A 25,599-nucleotide genomic window follows, 5' to 3' on the forward strand; every position below is an offset into this window, starting at 1 on the left:
GCGGGGAACCGCGCGCGGTACAGCGCATAGGCCTCGCCCATCTGGCGCTGGAAGTCATTGCCCCAGCCGACAAGCAGGCTGATCGGGTCGGGATGAATGAGCCCCAGCGCATTGAGCTGGCGACCCTGCCCCAGCACGATGCGCTTGGCCGGGCCCGGCAAGGTCACCGTGCGACCGAGCACATCCGTCACCGTCACGGGAGCGGCCGGGGCCGGGCCGGCCGCCGTCAACGCAAACAGCGTCAGCACGAGGCCCAGAACCCACGCAAATGGCCGCAGCTCGCGCGACGAGATCCGTACCTGGCTCATGCCGTCGTCTCCCGGCCGGCGGTGCCGGCGATCGCGAACGAAACCGCCCTGGCCAGCATCGCGGGGATGACCGAGATGTGGTTCTCGCCGTCGAAGATCACATGCTCCACCGCGACGCGGTGCGACGAGGCCAGGCGCAGCGCCATTTCGGCAGCATTGTCAAGCATGCGCGCCATATGCAGGCGTTGAGCGCGTTCCGGAGAGGTGCGCGCGTCGCGTGCCTGCTCGCTGCCTCCAGCTGTGATCAGCAGCCGCGGCAGGGGCCCATCGCGGCGGCGCGCGACAAAACTGGCCTCGCTGACCTCGATCGCGCGATCGTTCCACCATATCGAAGGGCTGCCGGCGACATAGGACCTGAACTGCTCAGGCCGCGTGAACAGCGCATGCAGTGCGAACAAGCCACCGAAGGAATGCCCCACCAGAGCCTGGCGGCTGGGGTCGATGGCGGCGAGCGCTGCGACCGCCGGCTTTACGCTCTCCTCGATGAAGTCGAGGAACCGGTCCGCACCTCCCTCGTCCGGCAGGAGATCGCCTTGTCGGCGCGCACCATCGAACGGAGCGTCGATGGGGTAACCGATGCCCACGATGATCGCCGGGTCGACCCCTGTCACATCCTGCCGCCGACCCTGGAGCTGTGCCGTCTCGACGGCCGTGGCAAAGAGAGCATTGCCGTCGACCAGATAGATCACCGGAAACCCGGCCGCCGGTGCCGGACCCGGCGGGATCGCGATCAGCAGCCGATAGATCTCGCCATGGCCTGCCACGATGTCCAGCTGACGCGCCTGCGCCAGAGTCGCGGGCTCCGCTGACGGGAGCTCGGGGCCGGCTGTGTTGCGAAATCTCGTGGCGTCCATGCCGTCGCGGCTCACCATTTGTAGGACAGGGTCGCAAGCACCGTTCGGCGAAGGCCGAACGAGCACTGGGTCAGCGCGTAGCAACCCGCGACATAGTCCTTGTCGAGCAGGTTCTGGGCATTGACCTGAACCTTCCAGCCCTTCAGCGCCTGGGCCCGGACACCGAAATCATAGCTGATGGCCGCATCGAGCAGGGTGTAGTCCGGCGTCTTGAAGGTGTTGCCGGGATCACCTGCGCCCTCGCCGACATAACGCACGCCGCCGCCCAGGGCGAAGCCCGCAAACAGGCCCGTCTTGAAGGTATAGTGGCCCCAGAGTGAAGCCATGTTGCGGGGGACCACCGTCGGCCTCTTGCCGAGGTCGACGCCGGTGCTCTTCGTCACCTCGGCGTCGGTATAGGCATAGGCCGCGATCAGCTCGAGACTGTCGAACAGCTTCGCCCGACCCTCGACCTCGAAACCACGCGCCCGTACCTCGCCCGTCTGGATCTGGAAGCCCGCATTGGCGGGGTCGGCCGTCGGCACATTGCTCTGGGTCAGTTGATACACGGCTGCCTGGATGAAGGCGTCGTAGCCGGGCGGCGCGTATTTCAGGCCGACCTCATACTGCTCGCCATCGGTCGGTTTGAAGGGCGAGCCGCCAAAGGTCGTGCCCGCAACCGGTTCGAACGAGGTCGAATAGCTCGCATAGGGCGCCAGGCCATTGTCGAAATTGTACATCAATGCGGCGCGGCCTGTCGTGGCGTCGTCGTCCTGCTTCGTCAGTGCGCCATTGGTGAGGGCGCGCGTGCGGCTTCTGGCGTTGTCGAAGCGCCCGCCGATGAGGAGCGAGAGCCGGTCGAGCTTGATCTGGTCCTGGAGATAGACGCCGAACTGCGTCGTTTCCTGCGTGGTGCCGGGCAGGGCCGGTGTTGCAAAGGGCGTGCGGCCATAGACCGGGTTGACCCAATCGAGGGTCTGGACGGTGCCACCCGCGCCGGTGAAGGCGGTGCCGTCCATCCAATAGCCGTCGACGCCGAGCAGGACCTTGTGAGTCAGCGGACCGGTGCGGAAATCGGCCTGGAGCTGGTTGTCGATGCCGAAGGTCCGGGCCTTCTCGTTCGACGCCGTCACGCGGCGCATGAGCGTGCGCTGGTCGGCGGCCAGGCTTGCCACGGCGACAGTCCTGAAGCGCGACTCGAGGTCGGTGAACCGCAGATTCTGGCGGAAGCTGAAGACATCGTTGAAGCGGTGCTCGAGCGCGTAACCTGCTGCGATCTGGTTTCGGCTATAGCCCTCATAGGCGGGCTCGCCGGGGAAGAACTTGCTGGGGATCCGGCCGTAGCGGTTAGGCAATGCGCTGCCGACTGCCGGGATGAAGCCGTAGAAGCCGGTTTCCGGGTCGCGCTGGAAGGAGGTGAGGATGGTCAGGCTCGTCGCAGCGCTTGGCTGGAAGGTCAGCGATGGCGCGATAAAGACCCGCTCCTCCTTGGTGAAATCGACCTGCGTATCTGCGGCCCTGCCGAGCCCGACGATCCGGTAGAGGACCGTCTTGTCCGGGTTCACCGGCCCGCCGATGTCGAAGGCGAGCTGGCGGCGCTGATGCGAGCCGATCTGAGCCTGGATCTCGCCAAAGGCTTGATCCGTCGGGCGCTTGCTGACCAGATTCACTAGGCCGCCCGGCTTGACCTGCCCGAAGATCACGGAAGCCGGACCGCGCAGCACCTCGATCCGCTCCAGCCCGTAGGTTTCCATGGCCGGGACGAGGAAATTGACGCCGCGTTGGACACGCAGGCCGTCCTGGAAATTGACGAAGCCTGCATTCGAACCGCTACCGCCAAAGCCTCGGATGAAGGTGCTGTCGTAGCGACCCGAGGACAGGCGCGTCTCCGCCAGGACGCCGGCGGAATAGCGAAGCGCCTGGCCGACGCTCTGCGCGGCCTGATCGTCGATCTGGGCGCGCGGGATGACCGTGATCGATTGCGGCGTCTCGATCAGGGGAGTGTCGGTCTTGGTGCCGCTGGCGCTGCGCCGCGCGATATAGCCGTCGACCGGCCCATTCGCCTTCTCCGTCGCGCCTTGAACTTCGATCGTGTCGAGCGACACGGTGGGAGATTCGCTTTGAGCGAGGGCTGGACCAGCGAGCGCGACCGGAAGAACACTGAGAGCGACGCTGGCGAGCGCCACGGTCCTGGCACGACGCCAGAAGCATACAGGAGCGCCTGCTGCTCGGATCGACCAAGATCCATCCTTGTTCGAGTTGCATGTGTTCATGATCGAGATGCCCCGCCGTATTGCGGGTTTCTTCTCGACCAGCACAACAATCGGGGCAATCGGATCGACTTTGGCTGCCCGCAGTATTTCTTTCGAATGAGTTTCGAAGCCTTCCAATCGGTTGCCAGAACTTCAGCAGAGCGGCGTCAACGCAAGGTGCTGGGCAGAATGCCGAAGCGCTTCCGGAAAATCCCCGAGAAATGCGCAGGGTTGTATCCGACGTGGTAGGCCGCCTCGGCGACGCTCTTCTCGCCGCTGCGGATCAGGTCGTAGGCCTGTTGCAGGCGATGGGCCTGGAGATAGTCGAAAACGCTCGCTCCGTAGAGCTGACGAAATCCAGCCGTCAGCTTGGTGACATTGAGGCCGGTATTCCTGGCGAGTTCCCCCAGTGTCGGGGGATTGCGGGCCGATTGAAGAAGCAGAGCGTGCGCCGCACGCAGTTGCTCGATCGTTCGCGGCGACAGCCGCGCGGCTCGCTGCGGCCGCTCGTTGACGATCTGGTCCACAACTGTGGCCGCGAGTTCGAGCGCCTTCCCGGCCATGTAGAGATTGCGCATCGCGCCTTCGATCTGGCACTCCGCCATCTGCAGCGCGATCCCGCGCAGATCGGCGCCGGCAGCGCGCGCCCATAGTCCCGGGCCGATCCMGCTGCCCTGCATCTGTCCCATCAGACCTGAGAAGCTGGCGCCGAGTTCGTCCTGCGCGAAGTCGGCATCGAGCTGCACGATCGCGCAGCGCACGCCCTCGCCCGACAGGCAGGTCCGTTTCTGGACATGATCGCCGTCATTGGCGGCGACCAGCAGCATCGGGCTGTTGATGGTCAGAGGCGGCCTGTCGTCGAGCTCATAGGACTGATGTCCCTGCAGCATGACGACGACCTTGAGCCCCCGCTTCATCGGCCCGACGACCTGTTCGCCCCGCCCGTGCCGAAACGTTCCGGCGGACACCTTCAGCCGCTTCGAGAACAACTGCATCGAAGCCGACGACCGATCCTGATCGAGCCTATCGTCCATTCCTGCCCCATGGCATCCGTACCCTGGGATCCGTCATAGACGAGAAACGTAAATCTCTTCAATATCAATAGTTTGTAAGAATTCTAATGATCCTGGACTTACACGCGGTCTGCCGTTCGGGCGGCCGTGGCAGCGTAGATGTCGAGCGCGACGAGGCGCGCCGCTGACGTCCGGCGAAGGTCCCCTTGCCAGGACGCGTCCGGGCGCCCGATCCGATCTGCCCGCTGGTGTCGTCGGGAGCATGAACCCTTTTGCGACCGACGACGCTCAGCGCGGACCCGTTCAATCCGGGCGGGTTACCTCGAGTGGGCCGTTTGATTGCGCTGCCAAGGTGCAGATCATGCGCGCGACCTCCCATGATTTCTCGAAGGCGGGAACAGGCAGGAACTCGAAGCGCGAGTGGAAGTTGTACGCGCCCGTGAAGAAGTTGGGGGTCGGCAATCCCTTGGCCGAGAGCGCTGCGCCGTCTGTTCCGCCGCGCATCGGGATCAGCTTCGGMTCGATCTGCAGTGCCTTCAGCGCCGCAAAGAGCAGGTCGACCGAGCGGCGGTCATCGCCCAGGCTGTCATGGATGTTGCTGTAGGTATCGGTCACCTGGCAGTCGACACGGCCTTTGGGATATTGCGCGGCAATCAGGTCGGCAACCTTGCGGATGCGCCGTTTGCGCCGCTCGAACTGCTCCCTGTCGAAGTCGCGGATCAAGACGCGCAGGCGCGCCTCGCTGGCATTGGCGACGATGTCGTTKAACCAGAAATAGCCTTCGCGGCCCTCGGTGTGCTCGGGCGTTTCCGCGCGGTCGAACTGGCTGATGAAGTCGAGCGCCATCAGCAGCGGGTTCACGAGGATGTCCTTCGCCGACATCGGGTGGGCGGTAACGCCAGTGAAGACGATCTCGCCTGCAGCGGCGTTGAAATTCTCGATCACGACCTCGCCAAGTTCGCAGCAATCGATCGTATAGGCGAAATCGCAGTCGAAGCGGGCGAGGTCGAGTGCCTTCGCGCCGCGCAGGCCAATCTCCTCGTCAGGAACGAAGGCGACCAGGATGTCGCCATGCTGGCTCCCGGCGCCGAGCTGCTCGAGCAGCGTCATGATTACGGCAATCGCGGCCTTGTTGTCGGCTCCGAGCACACTCGTTCCGTCACCGACGATGATGTCCTGCCCGACCCAGGAGCGGATCTCGGGATGCTCCGCCACGCGCAGCCAGACGTCCCTTTCCGGGTTCAGGCAAAGATCCTCGCCCTCGAAGCGCAGGATGCGCGGGCGGATCGTCGGCGAGAGGCCGGTGTCGATCGTGTCGAGATGCGCGATGAAGCCGATCCTCGGCGCGCCCGGCCTCGTGCCCGGCTTCATGGCGGTGACGGTGGCGTGGTCGTCAAGCACGACCCTTTCAAGTCCAAGTGCGCGCAGCTCTTCTGCAAGCAATGCGGCGAGCCGCTGCTGGCCCGGAGTGGTCGGCAGCGTCGTCGCTGTGGCGTCGCTCTGACTCTCAACCGCCAGATAGCGGAAGAATCGTTCGACCAGTTGCTCGCGAATGCTCATTCCTGCTCCATTGGACTCTTCGAGGCTCTGATGCCGTGTCAGGCGGTATGTCGGCGTTTCCGTTCCCCGAAAGCAACCGGCGCGATCGCGGCCGGCCATTGGCTGCTCCCGCTGCGACGAACCAAGCGCAATGGCGGCTGCCGGACAGGGGCGGCCCGGCTGGTCTCCCCTTCGTGTGCCGCAATCCGGGTGGTGTGGCGGGGCGTCGCGATTGTGCACCGAACCGGGACGAGCAGGCCCCGACGCGCCAGCAACGGTCCTCGCAACTGCCGCCCTCTTCAAGGCCCGACCAGGAGGCACAGGCCATCGTTGGTCTGCCATGGCCCGGTCTGGCCGCCCTCGATTCAGGCGCCATACCGGAACCCCCGGGAGGGGCTCTTCGATCTGGGTCTTCAGAATGGGGAGGCATCGCGACGGAAAGCGCCGCGAGCGATGCCGTGGGTTTGACGGTTTGCTGCGTTGCTGTATACAGGTAGATAGCTATAAGCTTCCAGAGGGAAGAGGGGGATTGATATGGCGTTTCACGTGCTCCGCATGGCCTTGTCCGCGGCCGTTCTGCTTGCCGCTGCGCCGGGCGCACAGGCTGGCCCGGTCCTCGACAAGATCAAGCAGGACGGAAAGTTCGTCTGCCTGGTCAATCCGAATTCACCCGGCTTCTCCGTCCCCGACAGCCAGGGCGCATTCCGCGGCTTCAATGTCGATTTCTGCCGCATGGCGGCGGCTGCGATCTTCGGCGATGGGGCCAAGGCCGAGCTGCGCGGCATCGGGTTCTCCGACAGCCTGAAGGCGATCATCAGCGGCAGCGCACATATTGCCTCGCGCGGCATCACCGCGACCGGCACCCGCGACGCCGATCCCGGCGTGTCCTTCGTGACGACCACCTTCTATGACGGGCAGGGCTTCATGGTGCCGAAAAGCCTCGGCATGACGAAGCTCGCTGACCTGTCCGGCGCGACCGTCTGTGCCGAAGAAGGCTCGACGACGCTGCTTTATCTCGCCGACTGGTTCGGCACCGCGAAGCTGCCCTACAAGGTCGAGAACATCGCCGACAAGACCGCACGCCTGCAGGCATTCTTCTCCGGAAAATGCGATGCGGTGGCGAGCTCGGTATCGGCCCTGGCCGCCGATCGTCTGCTGGCACCGAAGCCGGACGATTACGTGATCGTTCCCCAACGTTCAGCCACCGAGCCGCTCRCCCTTGTGTCGCGCCCGGATACGGAGCTGGAGAAGACGCTGTTCTGGGGCGTCCAGATCATGATCGCCGCCGAGGAATTCGGTGTCACCTCGCAGAATATCGATGCCAAGCTCGCCTCGCTCAAGGATCTGCCAGTCGACGAGCAACGGTTGATCTCCCCGACCGGGCAAACTGCCGACATGGCGAAGAAGCTTGGCCTGCGTCCCGACTGGAGTGCGCAGATCATCAAGCAGGTCGGCAATTACGGCGAGGTTTTCGAAAAGCATATCGGCAAGGGCTCGCCCCTCGCCATGGACCGCTCAGCGTCTCCGAACCGCCTGGCCAGGGATGGCGGACTGATCTTCGCGTTCCCCGTCCGCTAGATCATCGGACCGGATATCGTATCCAGTCCGATGATCTAACCCTTTGTCTTTGCATCGGCTTTCCCGAAAACCGCAATCCACTTTTCGGGCCGATGCTCTAGGCCGTCGTTCAACCGCAGTGCGACTGCGTGTCCTTCTTCCGGCTCGCCGACCGCTCGGCGAGCCGGAATGCGTTCCGGCACCGCCGTCGCCTGCTCTTCCGAGACGGCCGATGCCATTGTTCTGGACAGTTCCGCCTGATCTGCCTCTAGTCGGCACCGATCGGAACACTGGATCCGGCAAGGTTTGCAGGGGGCGGGCATGGAGGAAGGGCCGGTATGGGTTACGGTCCGCGGGCATGCCGGAGCCGTGGGCATGTTGCCGCTGCCGGGGCTCGTCATCCTCCGGCGGGGCGAACGGACCATCGACGCGGATCAGCAGGAGCAGGTTCTCGATGTTCTGAAGTCGAGGGGAACGACGCTCCTGGTGAGCCTCCTGGACCAGACGGAATGCGATGCCGATGACAGCGAACATCTGCAACGCGCTGCGGAGCTGCGCGGGATCCGCCTCGTTTGCGCGCCTATCCTGGATTTTTCCGCGCCGGACGAGACATTGGACTGGCCGCGTTTGGCCCAGGCGATCCTTGGCGAGCTAAGCCTCGGCCGGGGTGCCGCCTTCTGTTGTCTCGCTGGATATGGCCGCAGCGGCATGATGGCCGCGCGCGTGCTCATCGAGACCGGAATGCCGCCGCAGGACGCGATCGCCGCGGTGCGCTCGGCTCGGCCGGGCGCAATCGAAAGCGAGGCCCAGGTCTCCTACTTGCTATCGTCCTCGCCATAGCGTGCGAGCAGCAATTCGAGATGCGCCGCATGCAGGCGAAACAGCTCCGATGCCGGCAGGCTTTCGGTCTTCTCGGCGGTCGCCGCGATTTCCTGCACGAGCAGGGCGCGCACGAGCTCCGGATCGCATTTCAGCCAGCTGACCCAGCTTCGCGCGATGCGGAAGAAAATCATGTCGTCCATCTGGCGCAGCGCCTCGTCGCCGATCAAGGCGTTGCGCGCCTCGTGATGGGCGCGCCAGACGCCCCAGACATCCTTGACGGGGGAGGTGTCACGCAGCCCCTCGGCCAATGAGCGCAACCGCGCATAGTCGGACCGGAGCGAAGTCGGGAGCTGCAGCGGCACGAGATCGGCGATCAGACCCGTCAGGCCGATGCGGAAACGCAGCATGTCGACAGCGTGATGATCGACATAGGAAACGATGGTGCCGACGCCGTTTCGCGTCTCCGCGAGCTGTTCGTAGACAAGGCGCTGCAGGACCTGCCGGATCGGCGTGCGGCTGACGTGGAACTCCGCGGCGAGTGCTGCTTCGTGGATGACATGCCCTTCGTCATATTCACGCAGGCAGATGCGGTMGCGCACGATCTCGAAGATCACGTCGTTGCGCGAGCGGACCATCTGGCGAAGCTGCTGCGCCTCGGGGCTGGTGAGTTCGATCGTCATAGCTCTCCCTGTCGCAAGGCCGGTCTCAGCCGAGCTTGCCGGCGCCGTGCCCGAGCCGCCGAGCTCGTTCGGAGATCATCCAGCAGCAGAGGAAATAGAACAGCCCGATCGCAATGTTCGCCTCCAAAGCATAGGCCTGCCAGAGAGGATCGGCATATGCCATGCGGGCTGTCGAAAGCAAATCATGCATGCCGACTATGGCGACGAGCGAGGTGTCCTTGAAGCTGCCGATAATCGTGTTCGTCATGCCGGGGATGGCCGTGCGCAAGGCCTGGGGCAGCACGATCAGGCGAATGCGTTGCGCGGCGGTGAGGCCGAGGCTGGCTCCCGCCTCGATCTGCCCCTTGGGCAGCGCCTGCAGCCCGCTGCGAATGTCCTCGGCGAAATAGGCCGCATAGAAGAGGGTCAGCACGATCAGGATGGCGGCGACGGGCTCTATGGTCGCGCCGCGCGTCAGCAGCAGCGGCAATACGAAAATGCCGGCGAACAAGACCGCGACCATCGGAATGGCGCGCACCGTCTCGATATAGGAGACGGCGGCAAGGTTCAGCGCGCGATGCTGCGACCAGCGAGCCAGCGCCAGCAGGATGCCGAGCGGAAATGCTGCCGCCATCGTGAAGGCAGACAGGAACAGGATGAGGGGCAGGCCGTTCCAGCGGTGGGATTCGACGAAGGGCAKGCCAGCGAAGCCTCCGCGCAGAAGCAGGTAGGAGAGCACAGCAGTGCCCACGACCATGGCTGCCCGGATCGCAAGCCTCATCGGAACAAGTGCAAAGACGAGGATCGTCACGATGATCAGGCCGCTGGCGAGTTGCGCGCGCCAGCGCTCGGCGGCCGGGTAGGTCCCGGTTAGGACGAGATTGGCCTTCTCGCTGAGAAATGCCCAGCAGGCTCCCGTGGCATTCAGGCATTCGGCCCGGCTGCCGGAAAACGGGACCGCCTCGAGCACCACCCAGGTCAGCGCGCTCCAGGCGAACAGGACCAGGAGAGCGAGCGTGACGACAGTCAGCACCGTGTTCCACCAGCTCGAAAACAGATTCTGGCGCAACCAGCCCAGCATGGGCGCGAGCCCCTTCCGGGGAGGGGTATTCGCGCGGGCGATCGTCTCGACTGTCAGCGTCATTCTCAGCGCGCCTTCAGCCGGAAGGCATGGTCGCACCAGTTCACCAAGGCCGAGATCAGCAGGTTCGCGATCAGGAAGAAGGCGGCCACGAGCGCCATCAGTTCGATCGGGCGGAATGTCTGATTCACCGATGTGCTCACGACACTGATCAAATCGGAGTATCCGATCGCCAGCGCGATCGAGGTGTTCTTCAGCAGGTTGGAGTACTGATTGCCGAGCGGCGGCGTGATCACGCGCAGTGCCTGGGGCAGCACGATGAGCCGCATCGTCTTCAACCAGTCGAGGCCGAGCGCCTGTGCTGCCTCGCGCTGTCCGTGCGAAGTGGCGATGATGCCGCCGCGCACGATCGCGCCGATCTGCCCGCCGTGATAGACCGACAGGGCCACCACTAGCGCGGTGAACTGCAAGGACAGGCTCACGCCCCCGGTGACATTGAAGCCCGCCAGCTTCGGCACAGACCAGGTGACATGGAGTGTCCCTGTCAGGTCGAGCGCCGCGTAGAGGCTCGCCGCGGCAGCGAGCACAGGCAGGAAGACCGGGCGGCGCTTGCCTGTGCGGTCCTGGTGCAGCCGGGCGGCGCGGAGCCACAGAAACGCGCCTGCGAGCCAGAGGCAGGCTGCCATAGAAAGCGCTTGGCCGCCCTGCTCGATGATCGGCCAGGGCAGCACGAGACCGCGATTGCTCAGCATCGCGCCGAAGGGGCTGGTCCAGGCCGAGCGGATATGGGGCAGGTTGCGCACCATCGCCACATAGAGCGCGATCACGATCAGGAGCTTCGGCAGATTGCGGAGCAACTCGACATAGGTGCCCGCCAACGTGCGCACGAGCCAGTTGGAACTGGTCATGGCGATGCCGACGAACAGCCCGATGCCGCTTGCCAGGACGAGGATGAGGGCCGCCGCGGCGAGGGTATTCAAGATGCCGACGAGCAGCACACGAGCGTAGGTGTCGCGGGGCGAATAGCCGATCAGGCTTTCGCTGACATCGAAACCCGCTTCCTGCCAGAGGAACGAGAAGTCGATTTCCATTCCCGCAGCCGCAAGGTTCGCAGAGACGTTGCGAGCCGCGAGGAGACCGAGAAGGGCGATCCCGAGCATTGTCGCCGCCGGCCAAAGCACGGCCGCGAGCCGCTCACGCCTCGTCCGTGGCGGAGGCGGCATGGAACTCACTGTGTTGGGCGGAGGGGCTGACATGGACTCCATAGTGATATAGCTGTACACAGCTATATCACTGAGTCAATTGATGGGCGTTGCGCGCTTTGCGCGCGGCCCGGAGGGGTCTGCTTGGACAAGTCAGCTTCGAAGCCAGCATCGATCATCGCGCTGCCCGGGATCGCCGGAAAGCTGGTGCTGGCCCCTTGTCCGGGATCGTGGCGAGGGCGCCCCTTGCCAGGCGCCGATCCCGTGCTGGCTCTCGCCCAGGATCTCGATCATCTCGCCAGGCTCGGAGCCGGTGGGCTCCTCAGTCTCGTCGAGGCGCATGAGCTGCCTTGCGAGCAGAAGCTGTTTTCCGTGGCTGTCCGGGAGGCCGGACTGGAGTGGGCCCATGCAGCCATTCCCGATTACAGCGCGCCGACTGCGGCCTTCGCCGAGGACTGGCAGAAGCTTGCGCTGTTGCGTCGCCTCGCGGCGGGGGAGAACTGGGCCATCCATTGCAAGGCGGGGCTTGGGCGCACCGGGACGGTAGCAGCGCTGCTGCTCATCGAATGCGGCCTCGAAGCCGAGGCCGCGATCGCGAAAATCCGGCATGAACACGCAGCCGGCGCGATCGAGACGCCCGCGCAGGTCGAGTACCTGATCGCTCATGCGCGGTCTCGCATGTGATGCGGGCTGTCGCGGCGCGGGCGTGACGAAGAGCTGACCGCCGGCGTCCGTCGATCGCTCAGGCTGGCTTCTCGTCTGCGAGCACGATTGCCGTCGTCAGGTCGGCGACATGCGGCATCGACGCAATCTCGTCACGCACGGAGTTCAACGCCCGGGTCGTCTCCGCCTCGATTTCGGCGATGACGTCGATCTCGCCGCCGATCGAGTAGCACCGCCTGACCGCCGGGAGCACGGCAATCCGATCCACCGTGTCGCGTGCCGGCGTCTTGGTGAGGCGGATGATCAGGAAGGCGCGGAATGCGTCAACACCCGAACGGCCCTCCATGACGGTTGCCGTGTAGCCGCGGATGGTGCCGTCGGTCTCCATCTTGGCGATGCGCTCGCGCACGKAGCTGCGGGCGAGCCCGACGCTTCCCGCAATCGTCTTGATCGGCAGCCGCGCATTGTCCTGGAGCAGCCGCAGAATCTTCGCGTTCGTCTCGTCCATCGCCATCAAGGGCTCGCAGATATCCGTGTGGCGGCGATAGCAGGTTGCTACCGCCACAATGGCGGCAAAACCGCCGATTGGAGCAGCGCGGCCGCCACCGCATCAATGTCAGATTGATGGCAGAGCGACAATTCGGAAAGCCTGCGATGACCTTCGTCAACCACCCACGCCCGACATTCTCCCTCGACGAGGCGGCGGAGGTCTTGCGGCAACGCTTCGGCGTTGTCGGCCGCCTTGATGGCCTGCCCAGTGAGCGCGACCAGAATTTCGACGTGCGGGCGGACGATGGGCAGCGTTTCATCCTGAAGATCGTCAATGGGGCCGAGCCGCTCACGGCGATCGAATTCCAGACCGCGCTGCTGCGGCACGTCGAAATCAACGATCCGAGCTTGCCGACGCCGCGTGTGATGCCGACGCGCGATGGGCTGGAATTCGGCCTTTTGACCGGCCGCGGCGGCGAGCGTCATTGTGTCCGTCTCGTCTCCTATCTCCCCGGCACGCCGCTGGCCGAGGTTGCCAAGACGCCGGAAACGCTGCGCGACATCGGCCGTGTCCTCGGGCAGCTCGACCGGGTGCTCGGCAGCTTCGGTCATCCCGGTGCGCATGTCGCCTTCGATTGGGAGATCCGCGAGACGCCGCGGGCGCGCCAGCGCCTGTCCCATGTGTCCGATGCGGCACAGCGGCGCTGCCTGGAGAAGGTGCTCGACACCTATGATTCCGGGGTCGCGCCGACGCTCCGGCGCCTGCGCCATGGTGTCATCCACAATGACGCCAATGACTGGAACCTGTTGGTCGCTGATCCCGAGAAGGGCGCGATCGCGGGTCTTATCGATTTTGGTGACGCGGCCCATTCGCCGCTTATCGCCGAGCTCGCCGTCGCCTGCACGTATGCGATGCTCGACGAGAAGAGCCCGATCGAAACAGCCGCCATGATCACTGCGGGCTATCACGCGGAACTGCCGCTGCAGGACGCCGAGTTCGAGATCCTGCTCGATCTGATCGCCGCACGGTTGGCGGTGAGCGTGTCGATTTCGGCGACGCGTCATGCCGAAGCGATCGAGAATCCCTATCTCCTCGTCAGCGAAAGGCCGGCCTGGACTCTCCTGGAGCGGCTCGGCAAGGTCGATCGCCGTATCGCCACGGCGATCCTGCGCAACGCCTGTGGCCTCGAGGCGACGCCCGGGGCTGGACGCCTGCGGGGCTGGATGGCCGCAAACCGCCGGACGCTGGCGCCGCTCATGCACCCGCATCCGGCGCGCCAGCAGAAGCATGTGGTCGATCTCGGCAATCCCGAGGCGCCGCTGGCGCGGGCGAGCGCGGCGCAGGATCATGCTGCCGCGGACCGGGCCTATGCCGATCTGCAGAGGGAACACGGCTTTACGCTCGGCCTCGGGCCGTATGGCGAACTGCGCACCGTCTATACGGCGCCCTTTTTCGACTCGACCMTGATCGACGGCGCGCGCCGGAACATCCATCTCGGCCTCGATATCTTCGCGCCTGCGGGTGCGCCGCTCTTTACCCCGCTGCCGGCAAGGGTGGTGGCGGCCACGATCAATCCTGCGCCGCAAGATTATGGCGGGCTCCTGCTGCTCGAGCATGAGCCCGAACCCGGCTTGCGCTTCCGGAGCCTCTGGGGTCACCTGGATCATGCGTCGGTTCGCGAGCGCCGCGTCGGCGAGGATCTGCCGGCCGGCGCCTGTGTGGCGCGGCTTGGCGACTATGCAGAGAATGGCGGCTGGATACCGCATCTCCATCTGCAGCTCGTCGCCGCGGATTATGATGACGTCAGCGTCATTCCGGGCGTTGGCGAGTCGGCTTTTCCCGGCGTCTGGAACGACCTCTTTCCTTCGCCCTATGATTTCGCGGGCCTGCCGCCGGAGACCTTCGACAGGACCGGACAGGAAAAGGATGCCCTGCAGGCGGCGCGCAAGAAGCGACTGGGCCCAAATCTGTCGCTGTCCTATCGCAGGCCGCTCAAGATGGTTCGCGGCGAAGATGTCTGGCTGATCGACGAGACCGGCCGGGCCCATCTCGATTGCTACAACAACGTCGCCCATATCGGGCATTGCCACCCGCGCGTGGTGGATGCGATCACGCGGCAGGCCCAGCGCCTCAACACCAACACGCGCTATCTCCACGACAACATCATCGACTACACGGAGCGCCTGGCGAAGACGCTGCCGGGTGAGCTTGATACGTTCTTCGTGGTGTGCACGGGGAGCGAGGCGAACGAACTCGCGCTGCGCGCGGCCCGAGCCTATACGCGGCGACGCGACATGATCGTCCTGGACTGGGCCTATCACGGCCACACACAGGGCCTGATCGACATCAGCCCCTACAAGTTCAAGCGCAAGGGAGGCAGCGGGCGGCCGGAGCATACGCATGTGCTGCCCGTCGCGGATCCCTATCGCGCGCCGGCGGAGTGGCCGGAGGGCGAGATCGGCAAGCGCTATGGCGAGCATGCCTGCGAGATCATCGACCGGCTCGTGAAGGACGGGCATGCGCCCGCCGCCTTCATCGCCGAAACGATCCCAAGCGTCGCCGGGCAGGTCTTCCTGCCGCCGGGATATCTCGGTGCGATCTACGATGCCGTTCGTCGCGCTGGTGGCCTGTGYATCGCGGATGAGGTCCAGGTGGGCTTCGGCCGCGTGGGCCAATCGATGTGGGCCTTCGAGGAGCACGGTGTCGTGCCGGACATCGTCACGATGGGCAAGCCGATCGGCAACGGTCATCCCCTTGCCGTTGTCGCGATGCGCCGCGAGATCGCGGAACGCTTCGCCAACGGGATGGAGTATTTCAATACATTCGGCGGCAATCCCGTGTCCTGCGCGGCGGGGCTCGCTGTCCTCGATGTACTCGAAGACGAGCGTCTTCTGCCGAACGCCGTGGAGCAGGGAGACTATCTCCTCGCCGGCATGCGCAAGTTGATGGACCGTCATTCGGTCATTGGCGACGTGCGCGGGCGCGGCCTGTTCCTCGGCCTTGAACTCGTGCGGGATCGGGCAACCAAGGATCATGCCGGCGAACCCGCTTCGGCCATCGTCAATCGGGCCAGGGAGCTCGGAGTGCTGATGGGGACCGACGGCCCCTTCGACAACGTCATCAAGCTGCGCCCGCCCATGACCTTCCGGCGCGAGCATGCAGACATCCTGCTCGAGACCCTCGACGAGGCGATGCGCGACACGCTGGGCTGAAGCCTCTGATCGGCGCACCGAGCGGGCGAGGCGCGTCGCTCGCTGAAACAGGCACGGCGGTGGGCAACCTCCGCCGGGGCAATCTTGGGGCGCGCCTGTGCAGCCCGGCTGCGATGGCGAAAACGCGAATTCCTGCGCGAGACGCCGACGACGGTGTATCGGCTCCGTCGCGAAGAGGGGCTCGAGCGGCCCAGGATCCATCAAATTAGACAATGCTTCTAATTTAGACTGTTTTGTCTTTACCCCATATGCTAGACAGCTCGAACCCGCGTTTGGACGAGCGTCATGAAGATCGAAGAATTCAGCCTGGAGCGGATCCAGTCGCTTTACGAGAACACCGTTGAGTTCAATCTCTCGGATAGCGGCGTTCACCCCTACAGCCTGAACGGGCTGCTCGACGAAGGCCAGCGCAATGCGTTGCTCGATGTCGAACTGGGCTATGGCTGGACGAACGGGGCCGTCGAGTTGCGCGAAGCGGTGGCGCGGCTCTATCGCGGCCGGACATCCGACGAGGTCATCGTCACCAATGGCTCGGCCGAGGCCAATTTCCTGATGGTAATGTCGCTGCTCGAGCCCGGCGACGAGATCGTCGTCTTTGTGCCCAACTATCTGCAGATCTGGGGTTGGGCCCGGGCCATCGGGGTCACGGTGAAGGAAGTCGCGCTGCGCGAGGAACTGGGCTGGACCCCGAATCTCGACGACGTCCGCAAGGCCGTTTCGCCACGCACCAAATTGATGACGATCTGTCACCCGAACAACCCGACCGGCAGCCTGCTCTCGCGCGAAACGATGGACGGGCTCGTCGCCATTGCCCGCCAGAACGGCACCTATCTGCATGCCGACGAGGTCTACAAGGGCGCCGAGCTCGAGGGTGATGAACCGCCCAGCTTTGCCGATCTCTACGAGAAGGCGATCATCACCAGCGGCTTGTCGAAGGCGATGGCCTTGCCGGGCCTGCGCATCGGCTGGCTGGTCGGCCCTACCGCCGATATCTACGCCGCCTGGCAGCGCAAGGACTATACCTCGATCACCACGAGCGCGATCAGCGAGTATGTCGCCCGCATCGTCGTCGAGCCGGCCAAGCGCGCCGAGATCCTCCAGCGCAGCAAGACCATCCTGAGACAGAACCTGGCGCTCCTGACGAGCTGGGTCGAGCGCAACAGCGAGTTCTTCTCCTTCGTTCCGCCCAAGGCCGGCGGCATGGCCTTCGTGAAATATGCGCATTCGATGAACTCGACGGAACTCGTGCATCGGCTGCGCGAAGAACGCGGCATCATGCTCCTGCCCGGAGACGTCTACGGTCTCGACGGCTATATCCGTATCGGAATCGGGGCTCCGGGCGACCATCTGGAGGCCGGTCTCGAACGCCTGAGCGACTATCTGAAGTCGCAGCCGCGCTAGACCGGGGCTGCCAAGGACCTGGATCATGCCGACCGAACTCATGGCCTATGCGCCGATCTGCGACGCCGTCGCCCTGCTGTTCCGTCCCTATGCCGAGGTCGTGCTGCACGATCTCGGCTCGCAGACCGTGGTCCATATCGCCGGCAACTTCTCGCAGCGCGTCCTGGGCGAGCCATCGCTCCTGAACGAGATCGGTTTCGACGAGGCCGAGACGACGATCGGTCCCTACGAGAAGATCAACTGGGACGGCCGCCGGATCAAATCGATCAGCGTCGTCCTCACCGCGAATGGCGCGGCGATCGGCGTGCTCTGCATCAATGTCGACGTCTCGCATTTCCACGCCGTGATGCAGACGCTCGGCGCGCTCGTGGCCGTGCCCGCGGGAGCCGACAAGCCGCCTGTCCTGTTCAAGGAGGATTGGCATGAGCGCATCAACGAGTATGTCCAGCAATGGACGCAGGAGCGCGGCCTGATCGTGACCGCGCTGAGCCGCGAGCAGAAGCGGCAACTGGTGGCCGATCTTGCCGCGAGCGGCGCCTTTGGCGGGCGCAATGCTGCAGCCTATATCTCGCGCGTCCTCGGGCTCGCGCGCGCCACCGTCTACAACTATCTGAACCAAGCGAACGGACCGACCGATGCTTGATCTGGCGCGGGCCCAGATCGAAGCCGCCATTGATCTCGACCGGGCCGTCGTGGCGCTGGAGGAGGGGTTCAAGGCCGCCTCGGCGGGACGGGTGCAGATGCCGCCCGTCGGCTATCTCGGCTTTCCCGCGCATCACGGCGACTGCCATATCAAATTCGGTCACATCACGGGGGATCCGATCTTCGTGGTGAAGATCGCGACCGGTTTCTACGACAATCCGAGGCGCGGCCTGCCGACCAGCAGCGGCATGATGATCGCTCTCTCGGCCGAGACCGGTGCGGTCGTGGCGATCTTGCGTGACGAGGGGTGGCTGACCGATCTGCGCACCGCGCTCGCCGGTGCCATCGCGACCAGAGCCGGAGCCCGCAGCGACGCGCGTCGCATCGGCATTGTCGGTGCCGGCACGCAGGCCCGCTTTCAGATCCGTGCCGCCGCGCATCTGATGCGCGAACGGGCGCCGCAATTCGCGATCTGGGCGCGCTCGGCGGAGCGCGCCGAGGCGGTGCAGGCGGAGCTGCTGGGCGAAGGCATTGCTGTTACCCTCGCGACATCGCCCGAGGCTCTGTGTGCCGAGGCGGATGCCATCATCACCACGACGCCGGCCACGAGCCCCCTGCTCAAGGCGGCATGGATTCGCCCGGGCACACATATCACGGCCATGGGGGCTGATGCGCCGGGCAAGCAGGAGCTCGAGAGCGGCCTCGTCGCGGCAGCCGATATCAGAATCGCCGATTCCCTCGATCAATGCCTCGACCATGGCGAATTTGCCGCCGCGGCCCGCGACGGACTGATCGAGCGCAGGGCTTGCGTTGAACTTGGTGCGGTCCTTGCCGGGCGCGCGATCGGACGCAACGACGCCCGCGACATCACGATTGCTGATCTGACCGGGCTTGCCGTTCAGGACATCGCGATCGCGCGCGTCGTCCTCGAAGGCTGCGGCGCCTCGCCGAGGCCCGGTGCCTGATAGTGTCTGCGGGCACCGGAGATCAGGTGTCTCGACCACGGGAAGCCGGCAAATTACAGGTCGCGCTAGATGGCGGCCTGGTCCGCATTCGCACGGCGCGCCAGCATCCTGAAGATGGCGCACGACGCCGCGACCATCCGTTCGAAATGATCGATCTCGATGTTTTCGTTCGGCGCGTGCAACTGCGCCCCGTGGTGGGTGAGGCCGATCCCGAACACATCGGTGCCGAGATGGTCGATGAAGGGATGGGCGGTGCCGGACGCCGGGGAACTCGGCTGGACGATCGCGGGGCGGCCGAATTCAGCTTCGAGAATCTCCGCGCAGGCGGCCACGAACCAGTGACCCGCGTCGCTGCGCACCGGCCTGACGATKGCGTCGTGAACGATGACCTCGACATCCGCCATGCCGAGGCGCGCGAGATGGTCTCGCACGAGCTCGACGATGCGCGTCGGGGTCTGATCTGGCACAAGTCGGAAATCGAGCTTGGCGAAAGCCTCCGCGGGCAGCACGGTCTTGGCTCCCTCGCCCTGATAGCCGCCGCCGATGCCATTGACATTGAGGCAGGGAGCGAAATTCATCGCGGAGAAGAAGTTCTGGTCGCCGACGCCGTTCAGCGTACGCTCCCCGCCCGTCGCAGCACTGACGCTGGCAAGCGAGAAGGGCGGCGGCAGTACGGTAGCGCGCTCCGCAGCCGAGGGCGCCCGCACATCGTCATAAAAGCCATCGATCGTGATCMGCCCCGCGGCGTCGCGCATCGAGGCGACAGCGGCGCAGATGCGCCAGAGCGCATTGTCGTAGACCGCCCCGTAGCTCGAATGCAGGTCGCCCCTCGCGGTGCGGCAGCGCAGCTCGATCGCGGTGATGCCCTTGAAACCGCACAGGATGACAGGCCGGCCGGAGGCATCGATCTCGCCGAATTCCCACCAGCACAGATCGGCGCGCTCGCCGGCGAAGCGCTTCGCCAGGAAGCCATCGAGCGAAGGACTGCCGATCTCCTCCTCGCCATCAACGATCCAGATCAGCCGGAACGGAAGCGGCCCGCCCTGCTGGGCCTGGAAGCGGCGCCAGCCGGCAAGACGGCTGGCGAATTCGCCCTTGTCATCGGCCGCGCCGCGGCCATAGAGGCGGCCATCGCGTTCCGTCAGGGTGTAGGGCGGGCTCAGCCAGAGCGCCGCGTCACCCTCCGGCTGCACGTCGGAGTGATTGTAGATCACGACGGTCAGCGGTCCCTCGCCAGCCGTGCCGACGACGAAGGGACCGACCGAGCCAGGGTGGATCTCGGTGACGAAGCCAGCGTCGTCGAGCAGATCCCGGACGAGGGTCGCCGCCTCGTTCAGGCCGCGTCCCTCGGCGCTGACCGAGGGAATGGCAACGAGACGGGCCAGATCGTCCCGTCCACGGCTGACCGCGTCATCCACCGCATTCACCCCGCGTGATGGACCAGAAACCGGTCGAGGCGCTTCAGCCCCTCGGCGAGCGTTTCGGTCGGCACGCCGATGCCGATCCGGATGTGCTGTTCGATCCCGAACCAGCTGCCGGCGACGACGAAGACGCTCTCCTCCTCACGAAGCAGGCGGGAGAATTCCTCGGACGGCAGGTTGAGAGGATAGCGCAGGAAGGCCATGCCGCCCGCCTCCGGCCGCTTCCACGACCAGCCGGGATGACGCGACATCCAGTCGCCGACGAGATTGGCATTGGTTCGCAGCAGGTCGCGGCCACGCGACAGGAGACGGCTGCGCGTATCGGGCTTCATGACTGCTGCCGCAAGGATCTGGCTCAGGATGCCGCTGCCGATCGTCGTATAGTCCTGACGTTCCGCGGCGCCGGCAACCACGTCGACTGGTGCGACGATCCAGCCGAGGCGCAGGCCCGGACAGGCGAAGGATTTCGACAGGCTGCTCGTCACCACCAGTCGCGGATAGGTGCCCCAGAGCGTCCGGGTTTCAGGCCCGTCGATCTCGCCTCCGCGATAGATCTCGTCGACCAGCAGCCAGGCACCGCTCTGCCTTGCCGCAGCGACAAGCGCGTCGCGGCTTTCCTGCGTCAGCACGCTGCCGGTCGGGTTGGCCGGATTGGTGACGGCGATGACCTTGGCTCCCGCCGCGGCCGCATCGAGGCTGGCGGGGTCGAACTGCCAGCCATTGTCACCGCTCAGTTCAAGTCGCTGGACGTCGAATCCGAGTGCGCGGCCAAGACCATCCACCTGCATGAAATTGGGGACGGCAAAGACGATGCGCTCGCCGGGCTCGACGAGCGTCATCAGCGCGATCATCGTCGCCTCGGAGGAGCCATTGGTCACGAGAACGTTGGACGGCCCGGCTCCCGGATACCATGAGGCGATATTCGCCCTCAGGTCAGGCCGGCCATCGGTCCAGCCATAGCCCAATGGCAGCTTGAGCAGGTCCTGCATCTCGCTTGGCGGGAGGATGTCCTCGATCGCCCAGGGATGAACGCCGCTCTCGGTGAGATTGATCTCCACCTCGTTCTCGAAGAGCGTCTGATTGCGCTCCATCTGGAAGATATCGAATTTCAAGGCTCATTCCTTCCATCGAACGGAAAGGCTGCAGGCTCACTGCGGAACGGCAGCACTTCCCCCTGGTTTCGCGCAGATGCCGGGCGTCACAGCCAGCGCGCGTTTGCCCGTGCGATCGCTTCCCGCACGACATCCGGCGAGGTTCCGCCATAGCTGCGGCGGCTGTTCACCGAATGCTCCGGCGCAAGCACCGAGTAGACCTTCTCGGTGATGCGCGGATCGACGTCCCGCATGCTCTCGATATCAAGCGCGCTCAAGGTGCAGCCCTTGGCCTCGGCCCTGGCGACGACCTTGGCGGTGATGTGATGGGCGTCGCGGAAGGGGATGCCGCCCTCGCGAACGAGCCAGTCGGCGAGGTCCGTCGCGGTCGGAAAGCCGCGTTCCAGGAAGCTGCGCATCTGGTCCGGGCGGACGGTCAGGTCGCGTATCATGCCGGTCGTGGCCTCGGCGCAGAGCTGGACTGTCTCCAATGCGTCGAACATGGGCTCCTTGTCTTCCTGCATGTCCTTCATGAATGTCATGGGCAGACCCTTGACGGTCATGAGCAGGGCATTCAGCGAGCCGACGACACGCCCGGTCTTGCCGCGTACGAGTTCGGCCGCATCGGGATTGCGCTTCTGCGGCATGATCGAGGAGCCGGTCGTGAAGGCGTCCGACAGGGCGATGAATCGGAAGCCGTCGCTGCACCACAAGGTGATCTCCTCGGCGATGCGCGAGAGATGCACGGCCAGCATCGAGCAGCAAAACAGCAGCTCGACGATGTGATCGCGCGAGGCGACCGAATCCATCGAGTTCTCGGTCGGGGCGGAGAAGCCGAGTTGCTCGGCCGTGAAATGCCGGTCGATGGGGAAGGCGGTTCCGGCCAGGGCGGCGGCGCCCAGCGGGCAGATATTGGTGCGCTCGCGAGCACCTGCCAGCCGCTGCCGGTCGCGGCCGAACATCTCGACATAGGCCATGAGATGGTGGCCGAAGGTAACGGGCTGCGCGACCTGCATATGAGTGAAGCCCGGCATCAGGGTCTCGACATGCTCGCCGGCGCGTTCGATCAGGGCGCGCTGCAGTTCCTGCACGACCGCATCGAGCCCGTCGATCGCATCGCGCATCCACAGGCGGACGTCGGTGACGGCCTGGTCGTTGCGGCTGCGAGCGGTATGAAGCCGGCCCGCCGGCTCGCCGACGATCTCCTTCAGCCGCGCCTCGACATTCATGTGAATGTCCTCGAGATCGACGCTGAAGGTAAAGCGGCTCTCCTCGATCTCCCGGAGGATCTGGTCGAGCCCTGCCTGGATTGTCTCGTTGTCCGTCTCGCCGATGATGCCCTGCCGCGCCAGCATCCGGGCATGGACCTTCGAGGCGGCGATGTCCTGCCGGTAGAGGCGATAGTCGAAGCCGATCGACGGATTGATCTTCTTCATGATCTCCGCCGGCGCCGTCGTGAAGCGTCCGCCCCACATCTTGTTGGCRCCACTCTTCTGCTCCGACATCTCTTCAGCTTCCTGTTGTTCAGAACGTGGTGGCCTGAGCCCCGCACAGACAGGGCAAGGCTCAGGCGGGGGATAGGCGAAAGGGGCGGCAGGCGCCGCCCCTTTGCGTGTCACCTATTGGGTGTCACTTGKCGCTGTTGATCTTGATCTCGCTCATACCGTTCCGGGCGAGGCCGTATTTGTCCAGGATTTTGGCATAGGTGCCGTTCTTCACCAGCCTGTCGAGCGCATCCTTGATGGCATCGCGCAGTGCCGGCTTCGTCTTCAGCACCGGCAGACCGGTGATCTCCTCGGTCAAGGGTTCGCCGAGCAGGACATAGGTGTTCGGCTCCATTGCCTGGAAATAGGGCAGGGTCTCATTGCCCTGCACGGAGGCGTCGATGCGCTGGGTCTTGAGCTGGTTGCGCGCGTCGACCGAGCCTTCGGTGCCGACCACGGTGATCGCAGGCGCTCCCTTGGACTCGCAGTTTGCGGTGCTCCATTCGGCGATGCGCTGCGGGTTGTTGGTGCTGCGGCTGGCGCCGACCTTCTTGCCGCACAGATCGGCCGGGGTCTTGATCTTGGCTGCCTGCTGGGCGCCCGTATAGAACTGGGTGCCGGAGCGCATATAGTCGACGAAGTCGACGATCTCGCGCCGCGGAACGGTGTCGCTCATTCCGGCGAGAGCTGTGTCGACGCGCTCGGTCTGGAGCGAGGGGAGCATCTGGGCGAAGGCGATTTCCTGCCACTCGACCTTGAGGCCGAGCTCTGCGGCAATGGCCTCGCCGAGGTCGATGTCGAAGCCGGTCAGCTTGCTCGTGGCGGGATCCTTGTAGGTGATCGGCGGATAGTTCGGCATCGTCGCGATGACGAGCTTGCCGGCCTGCTTGACCTTCGTGAGCGAGTCGTCGGCATGGGCAACTGAGCAGGCGAGCAGCGCTGCCAACCCGGCGCCAAGGGCAATCGATCTTTTCATGGGGCTTTCCTCCTGCTCGGTCACTTCAGGACCGCTTTGATAAAGTTCTGTGTCCGGGGGTGCTGCGGATCGACGAGGATGGCGCCGGGGGCACCTCGTTCGACGATGGCGCCCTGATCCATGAAGACGACATGGTCGGCGACCTCGCGGGCGAAGGCGAGCTCATGCGTCACCACGATCATGGTCATTCCGGAGCGGGCCAGATCGCGCATGACGTTCAGGACTTCACCCACCAGTTCGGGGTCGAGCGCCGATGTCGGTTCGTCGAAAAGCAGCAGCTTCGGCTGGATTGCCAGCGCGCGGGCGATCGCGACGCGCTGCTGCTGGCCGCCGGAGAGTTCACTGGGATAGTTGAAACGCTTATCGGCGAGACCGACCCGCTCAAGCAGCGTCACCGCTTCCTTCTCGACCTCGCGCCGCGGTCTGCCCTGGACCTTGATCGGCCCGAGCATCACGTTTTGCAGTGCCGTCAGATGCGCGAAGAGGTTGAAGCGCTGGAAGACCATGCCGGTCATCAGCCTTTGCCGGGCAACCTCCTTGTCGGCGAGCTCCAGCAGGTGCTGTTTGGTGCGATGATAGCCGATGAGCTCGCCGTCGATGACGATCGCACCGGAATCGGGGCGCTCAAGCTGGTTGATGCAGCGCAGGAACGTGCTCTTGCCCGAGCCCGAGGGGCCGATGATGCAGGTCACCTCGCCGCGCGAGACCGCAAGCGAGACGTCCTTCAGTGCTGCGAATGTTCCGAAGACCTTGTTGACGCCGGCGGCGCGGACCATCTCGTTCATGATGGCCACCTCACGCCGACGCAGCCGGAGCGGGCACCCCGTTGCGCCGGGTATAACCCTTGGAGAAATAGCGCTCGATGAAGTGCTGGCCGATCTGGAGCAAGGTCACGACCGCGAGATACCAGCACGCGGTGACGATCAGGAGCTCGATGACGCGGCCATTCGCGTAATAGACGTCCTGTGAGTTGCGCAGGACTTCGCTATAGCCGATCACGCTGGCGATCGAGGTCAGCTTGACCATGCTGATGACCTCGTTGCCGACCGGCGGCACGATGACCCGCATCGCCTGCGGCAGCACGATGTAGAACAGCGTCGCCAGCGGCGTCATGCCGATGCTCTTGCTCGCCTCGACCTGGCCCGTATCAACCGAGAGAATGCCGCCGCGCACGACCTCCGCCGTGTAGGCGCCCTGATTCAGGCCGAGCCCAAGCAGCGTCGCGACGAAGGGTGTCATCACGTCGACCATGCGGGCTTCGAAGAGTCCGGGGATCGAGATGGTGGGGAAGACCAGAGCGAGGTTGAACCAGAGCAGAAGCTGGAGCAGCAGCGGCGTGCCGCGAAAGAACCAGATATAGGCGACCGCGCAGCGGCTGATCACGGGATTGGGCGACATGTACATGATCGCGAAGATCACGCCGAGCACGATGCCCAGCGCCATCGCGTACAAGGTCATCCAGATCGTGTTGAGAAGGCCGAAGAGGATGGCCGGGGCCGTGAAGAACTGGCCAACGATCTTCCATTCGATCTGGCCCTCGGAGAAGGCCTTGGCGATGAAGGCCAGGGCGACGACGATCAGGGCGACGCCGACGACGCGGCCGTAATGGCGTCTGCGGATCGTGGGAAGCGCCGCGACCTCCAGGATCTCGTCGCCGTAAATCGCGCCCTTCCGGCAAACAACCCTGTCGGCAGCCATTCATCCCCCCGATCTTCCCGATCGTTGCGGGAGCCATAACAGGCGGTAGATGGACTGTAAATTCCAAATCAAATATTTTTGTCTAATCTGAGGCATGGGTGTCAAGCGCGCTGCCTCGCGCTTGACGCGCTAGGATTCTTCGAGAGGAGCGGCCTCAATGAGAGAGCACGCTGCCGCATTCACCCTGTGATCCCGAGTGCTTGTGTGTGCTCAAATGGGCAAGAGCKCCCGGCCGGTCGAGGCCGCCGTCGGCAATCCAGGCGTCGGTGCTCTTCGCCGCCCGTTCGATC

General features: G+C 64.8%; 21 protein-coding genes and 1 pseudogene. 7 read left to right on the forward strand and 15 right to left on the reverse strand.

Going from position 1 to position 25,599, the window contains the following annotated elements; genetic code table 11:
• From AC1DJT_RS14320 to pepT, 5 genes and pseudogenes are all read right to left on the reverse strand, one after another.
• A pseudogene (locus AC1DJT_RS14320) lies at nt 1-308 on the reverse strand (ABC transporter substrate-binding protein); the annotation flags it as partial.
• Nucleotides 305-1,162, reverse strand: coding sequence for an alpha/beta hydrolase (locus AC1DJT_RS14325; protein WP_441504249.1), 858 nt, complete (start codon nt 1,160-1,162; stop codon nt 305-307). The gene AC1DJT_RS14325 and the pseudogene AC1DJT_RS14320, both read right to left, overlap by 4 nt.
• Nucleotides 1,163-1,173: 11 nt before the next feature.
• Nucleotides 1,174-3,246 (reverse strand): TonB-dependent siderophore receptor, encoded by a 2,073-nt coding sequence (locus AC1DJT_RS14330; RefSeq protein ID WP_441504250.1) that lies wholly within the window; start codon nt 3,244-3,246, stop codon nt 1,174-1,176.
• Nucleotides 3,247-3,560: 314 nt separating this feature from the next.
• A complete protein-coding gene (locus tag AC1DJT_RS14335; RefSeq protein WP_476834283.1) occupies nt 3,561-4,388 on the reverse strand; it encodes a helix-turn-helix transcriptional regulator in 828 nt (275 codons plus the stop codon).
• Nucleotides 4,389-4,709: 321 nt separating this feature from the next.
• Nucleotides 4,710-5,966: a peptidase T gene (gene pepT / locus AC1DJT_RS14340; RefSeq protein WP_476834284.1), complete on the reverse strand. Its 1,257-nt coding sequence runs from the start codon at nt 5,964-5,966 to the stop codon at nt 4,710-4,712.
• Between the two features lie 513 nt (nt 5,967-6,479).
• Between pepT and AC1DJT_RS14345 the strand changes: the two genes are divergently transcribed.
• Both AC1DJT_RS14345 and AC1DJT_RS14350 read left to right on the forward strand, forming a co-directional pair.
• Nucleotides 6,480-7,523 (forward strand): transporter substrate-binding domain-containing protein, encoded by a 1,044-nt coding sequence (locus tag AC1DJT_RS14345; protein WP_476834285.1) that lies wholly within the window; start codon nt 6,480-6,482, stop codon nt 7,521-7,523.
• 354 nt (nt 7,524-7,877) lie between these two features.
• A complete protein-coding gene (locus AC1DJT_RS14350) occupies nt 7,878-8,342 on the forward strand; it encodes a protein-tyrosine phosphatase family protein (RefSeq protein WP_441504254.1) in 465 nt (154 codons plus the stop codon).
• On the opposite strand, the gene AC1DJT_RS14355 is transcribed toward AC1DJT_RS14350, so the two are convergent.
• From AC1DJT_RS14355 to AC1DJT_RS14365, 3 genes are read right to left on the reverse strand one after another with little or no spacing between them, the layout of a single operon-like run.
• Nucleotides 8,318-9,004: a GntR family transcriptional regulator gene (locus tag AC1DJT_RS14355; RefSeq protein ID WP_476834286.1), complete on the reverse strand. Its 687-nt coding sequence runs from the start codon at nt 9,002-9,004 to the stop codon at nt 8,318-8,320. The two genes, AC1DJT_RS14350 and AC1DJT_RS14355, sit on opposite strands and share 25 nt — an antisense overlap.
• A 25-nt stretch (nt 9,005-9,029) precedes the next feature.
• Entirely contained in the window at nt 9,030-10,127 is a 1,098-nt protein-coding gene (locus tag AC1DJT_RS14360; RefSeq protein ID WP_476834287.1) for an amino acid ABC transporter permease, read from the reverse strand.
• Between the two features lie 2 nt (nt 10,128-10,129).
• Nucleotides 10,130-11,224, reverse strand: a complete 1,095-nt coding sequence (locus AC1DJT_RS14365) for an amino acid ABC transporter permease (RefSeq protein WP_476767658.1) — start codon at nt 11,222-11,224, stop codon at nt 10,130-10,132.
• A 186-nt stretch (nt 11,225-11,410) separates the two neighbouring features.
• Here AC1DJT_RS14365 and AC1DJT_RS14370 point away from each other — a divergent pair, with 186 nt between their 5' ends.
• Nucleotides 11,411-11,950 (forward strand): phosphatase domain-containing putative toxin, encoded by a 540-nt coding sequence (locus AC1DJT_RS14370; RefSeq protein WP_476767659.1) that lies wholly within the window; start codon nt 11,411-11,413, stop codon nt 11,948-11,950.
• Nucleotides 11,951-12,008: 58 nt separating this feature from the next.
• Here AC1DJT_RS14370 and AC1DJT_RS14375 read toward each other — a convergent pair whose 3' ends face one another.
• Entirely contained in the window at nt 12,009-12,437 is a 429-nt protein-coding gene (locus AC1DJT_RS14375; protein ID WP_476834288.1) for an Lrp/AsnC family transcriptional regulator, read from the reverse strand.
• 146 nt (nt 12,438-12,583) lie between these two features.
• Here AC1DJT_RS14375 and AC1DJT_RS14380 point away from each other — a divergent pair, with 146 nt between their 5' ends.
• From AC1DJT_RS14380 to AC1DJT_RS14395, 4 genes are all read left to right on the forward strand, one after another.
• Complete coding sequence (locus AC1DJT_RS14380) at nt 12,584-15,631, forward strand: aminotransferase class III-fold pyridoxal phosphate-dependent enzyme (RefSeq protein ID WP_476834289.1); 3,048 nt, start codon at nt 12,584-12,586, stop codon at nt 15,629-15,631.
• Between the two features lie 285 nt (nt 15,632-15,916).
• Nucleotides 15,917-17,032 (forward strand): aminotransferase class I/II-fold pyridoxal phosphate-dependent enzyme, encoded by a 1,116-nt coding sequence (locus tag AC1DJT_RS14385; RefSeq protein ID WP_476767661.1) that lies wholly within the window; start codon nt 15,917-15,919, stop codon nt 17,030-17,032.
• 25 nt (nt 17,033-17,057) lie between these two features.
• Entirely contained in the window at nt 17,058-17,675 is a 618-nt protein-coding gene (locus AC1DJT_RS14390; RefSeq protein WP_441487803.1) for a helix-turn-helix transcriptional regulator, read from the forward strand.
• Complete coding sequence (locus AC1DJT_RS14395) at nt 17,668-18,639, forward strand: Rossmann-fold NAD(P)-binding domain-containing protein (RefSeq protein ID WP_476767662.1); 972 nt, start codon at nt 17,668-17,670, stop codon at nt 18,637-18,639. The genes AC1DJT_RS14390 and AC1DJT_RS14395 overlap by 8 nt, the downstream gene beginning before the upstream one ends.
• Before the next feature lie 65 nt (nt 18,640-18,704).
• Here the strand turns inward: AC1DJT_RS14395 and AC1DJT_RS14400 are convergent, their stop codons facing one another.
• The 6 genes from AC1DJT_RS14400 to AC1DJT_RS14425 form a co-directional block, all read right to left on the reverse strand.
• Nucleotides 18,705-20,057, reverse strand: coding sequence for a M20/M25/M40 family metallo-hydrolase (locus tag AC1DJT_RS14400; RefSeq protein ID WP_476834290.1), 1,353 nt, complete (start codon nt 20,055-20,057; stop codon nt 18,705-18,707).
• A gap of 5 nt (nt 20,058-20,062) precedes the next feature.
• Nucleotides 20,063-21,172, reverse strand: a complete 1,110-nt coding sequence (locus AC1DJT_RS14405; protein WP_441487806.1) for an aminotransferase class I/II-fold pyridoxal phosphate-dependent enzyme — start codon at nt 21,170-21,172, stop codon at nt 20,063-20,065.
• 86 nt (nt 21,173-21,258) lie between these two features.
• Nucleotides 21,259-22,656: an argininosuccinate lyase gene (gene argH / locus AC1DJT_RS14410; protein WP_441504262.1), complete on the reverse strand. Its 1,398-nt coding sequence runs from the start codon at nt 22,654-22,656 to the stop codon at nt 21,259-21,261.
• Between the two features lie 124 nt (nt 22,657-22,780).
• Nucleotides 22,781-23,611 (reverse strand): ABC transporter substrate-binding protein, encoded by an 831-nt coding sequence (locus AC1DJT_RS14415; RefSeq protein WP_476834291.1) that lies wholly within the window; start codon nt 23,609-23,611, stop codon nt 22,781-22,783.
• 20 nt (nt 23,612-23,631) lie between these two features.
• Nucleotides 23,632-24,396 carry an amino acid ABC transporter ATP-binding protein gene (locus AC1DJT_RS14420; protein ID WP_441487809.1) on the reverse strand — a complete coding sequence of 255 codons (765 nt, stop codon included), beginning with the start codon at nt 24,394-24,396 and terminating at the stop codon, nt 23,632-23,634.
• 10 nt (nt 24,397-24,406) lie between these two features.
• A complete protein-coding gene (locus tag AC1DJT_RS14425) occupies nt 24,407-25,309 on the reverse strand; it encodes an amino acid ABC transporter permease (protein ID WP_441504264.1) in 903 nt (300 codons plus the stop codon).
• Nucleotides 25,310-25,599: the final 290 nt, after the last annotated feature.

The sequence above is a fragment of the Allobosea sp. 05T422_2 genome, assembly GCF_056396265.1.

Coding starts and splice junctions, on each gene's coding strand:
- AC1DJT_RS14350 (WP_441504254.1), top strand. CDS start 7,878: ATGTTGCCGCTGCCGGGGCTCGTCATCCTCCGGCGGGGCGAACGGACC.
- AC1DJT_RS14385 (WP_476767661.1), top strand. CDS start 15,917: ATGAAGATCGAAGAATTCAGCCTGGAGCGGATCCAGTCGCTTTACGAG.
- AC1DJT_RS14420 (WP_441487809.1), bottom strand. CDS start 24,396: ATGAACGAGATGGTCCGCGCCGCCGGCGTCAACAAGGTCTTCGGAACA.
- AC1DJT_RS14325 (WP_441504249.1), bottom strand. CDS start 1,162: ATGGACGCCACGAGATTTCGCAACACAGCCGGCCCCGAGCTCCCGTCA.
- AC1DJT_RS14395 (WP_476767662.1), top strand. CDS start 17,668: ATGCTTGATCTGGCGCGGGCCCAGATCGAAGCCGCCATTGATCTCGAC.
- AC1DJT_RS14425 (WP_441504264.1), bottom strand. CDS start 25,309: ATGGCTGCCGACAGGGTTGTTTGCCGGAAGGGCGCGATTTACGGCGAC.
- AC1DJT_RS14390 (WP_441487803.1), top strand. CDS start 17,058: ATGCCGACCGAACTCATGGCCTATGCGCCGATCTGCGACGCCGTCGCC.
- AC1DJT_RS14365 (WP_476767658.1), bottom strand. CDS start 11,224: ATGCTCGGGATCGCCCTTCTCGGTCTCCTCGCGGCTCGCAACGTCTCT.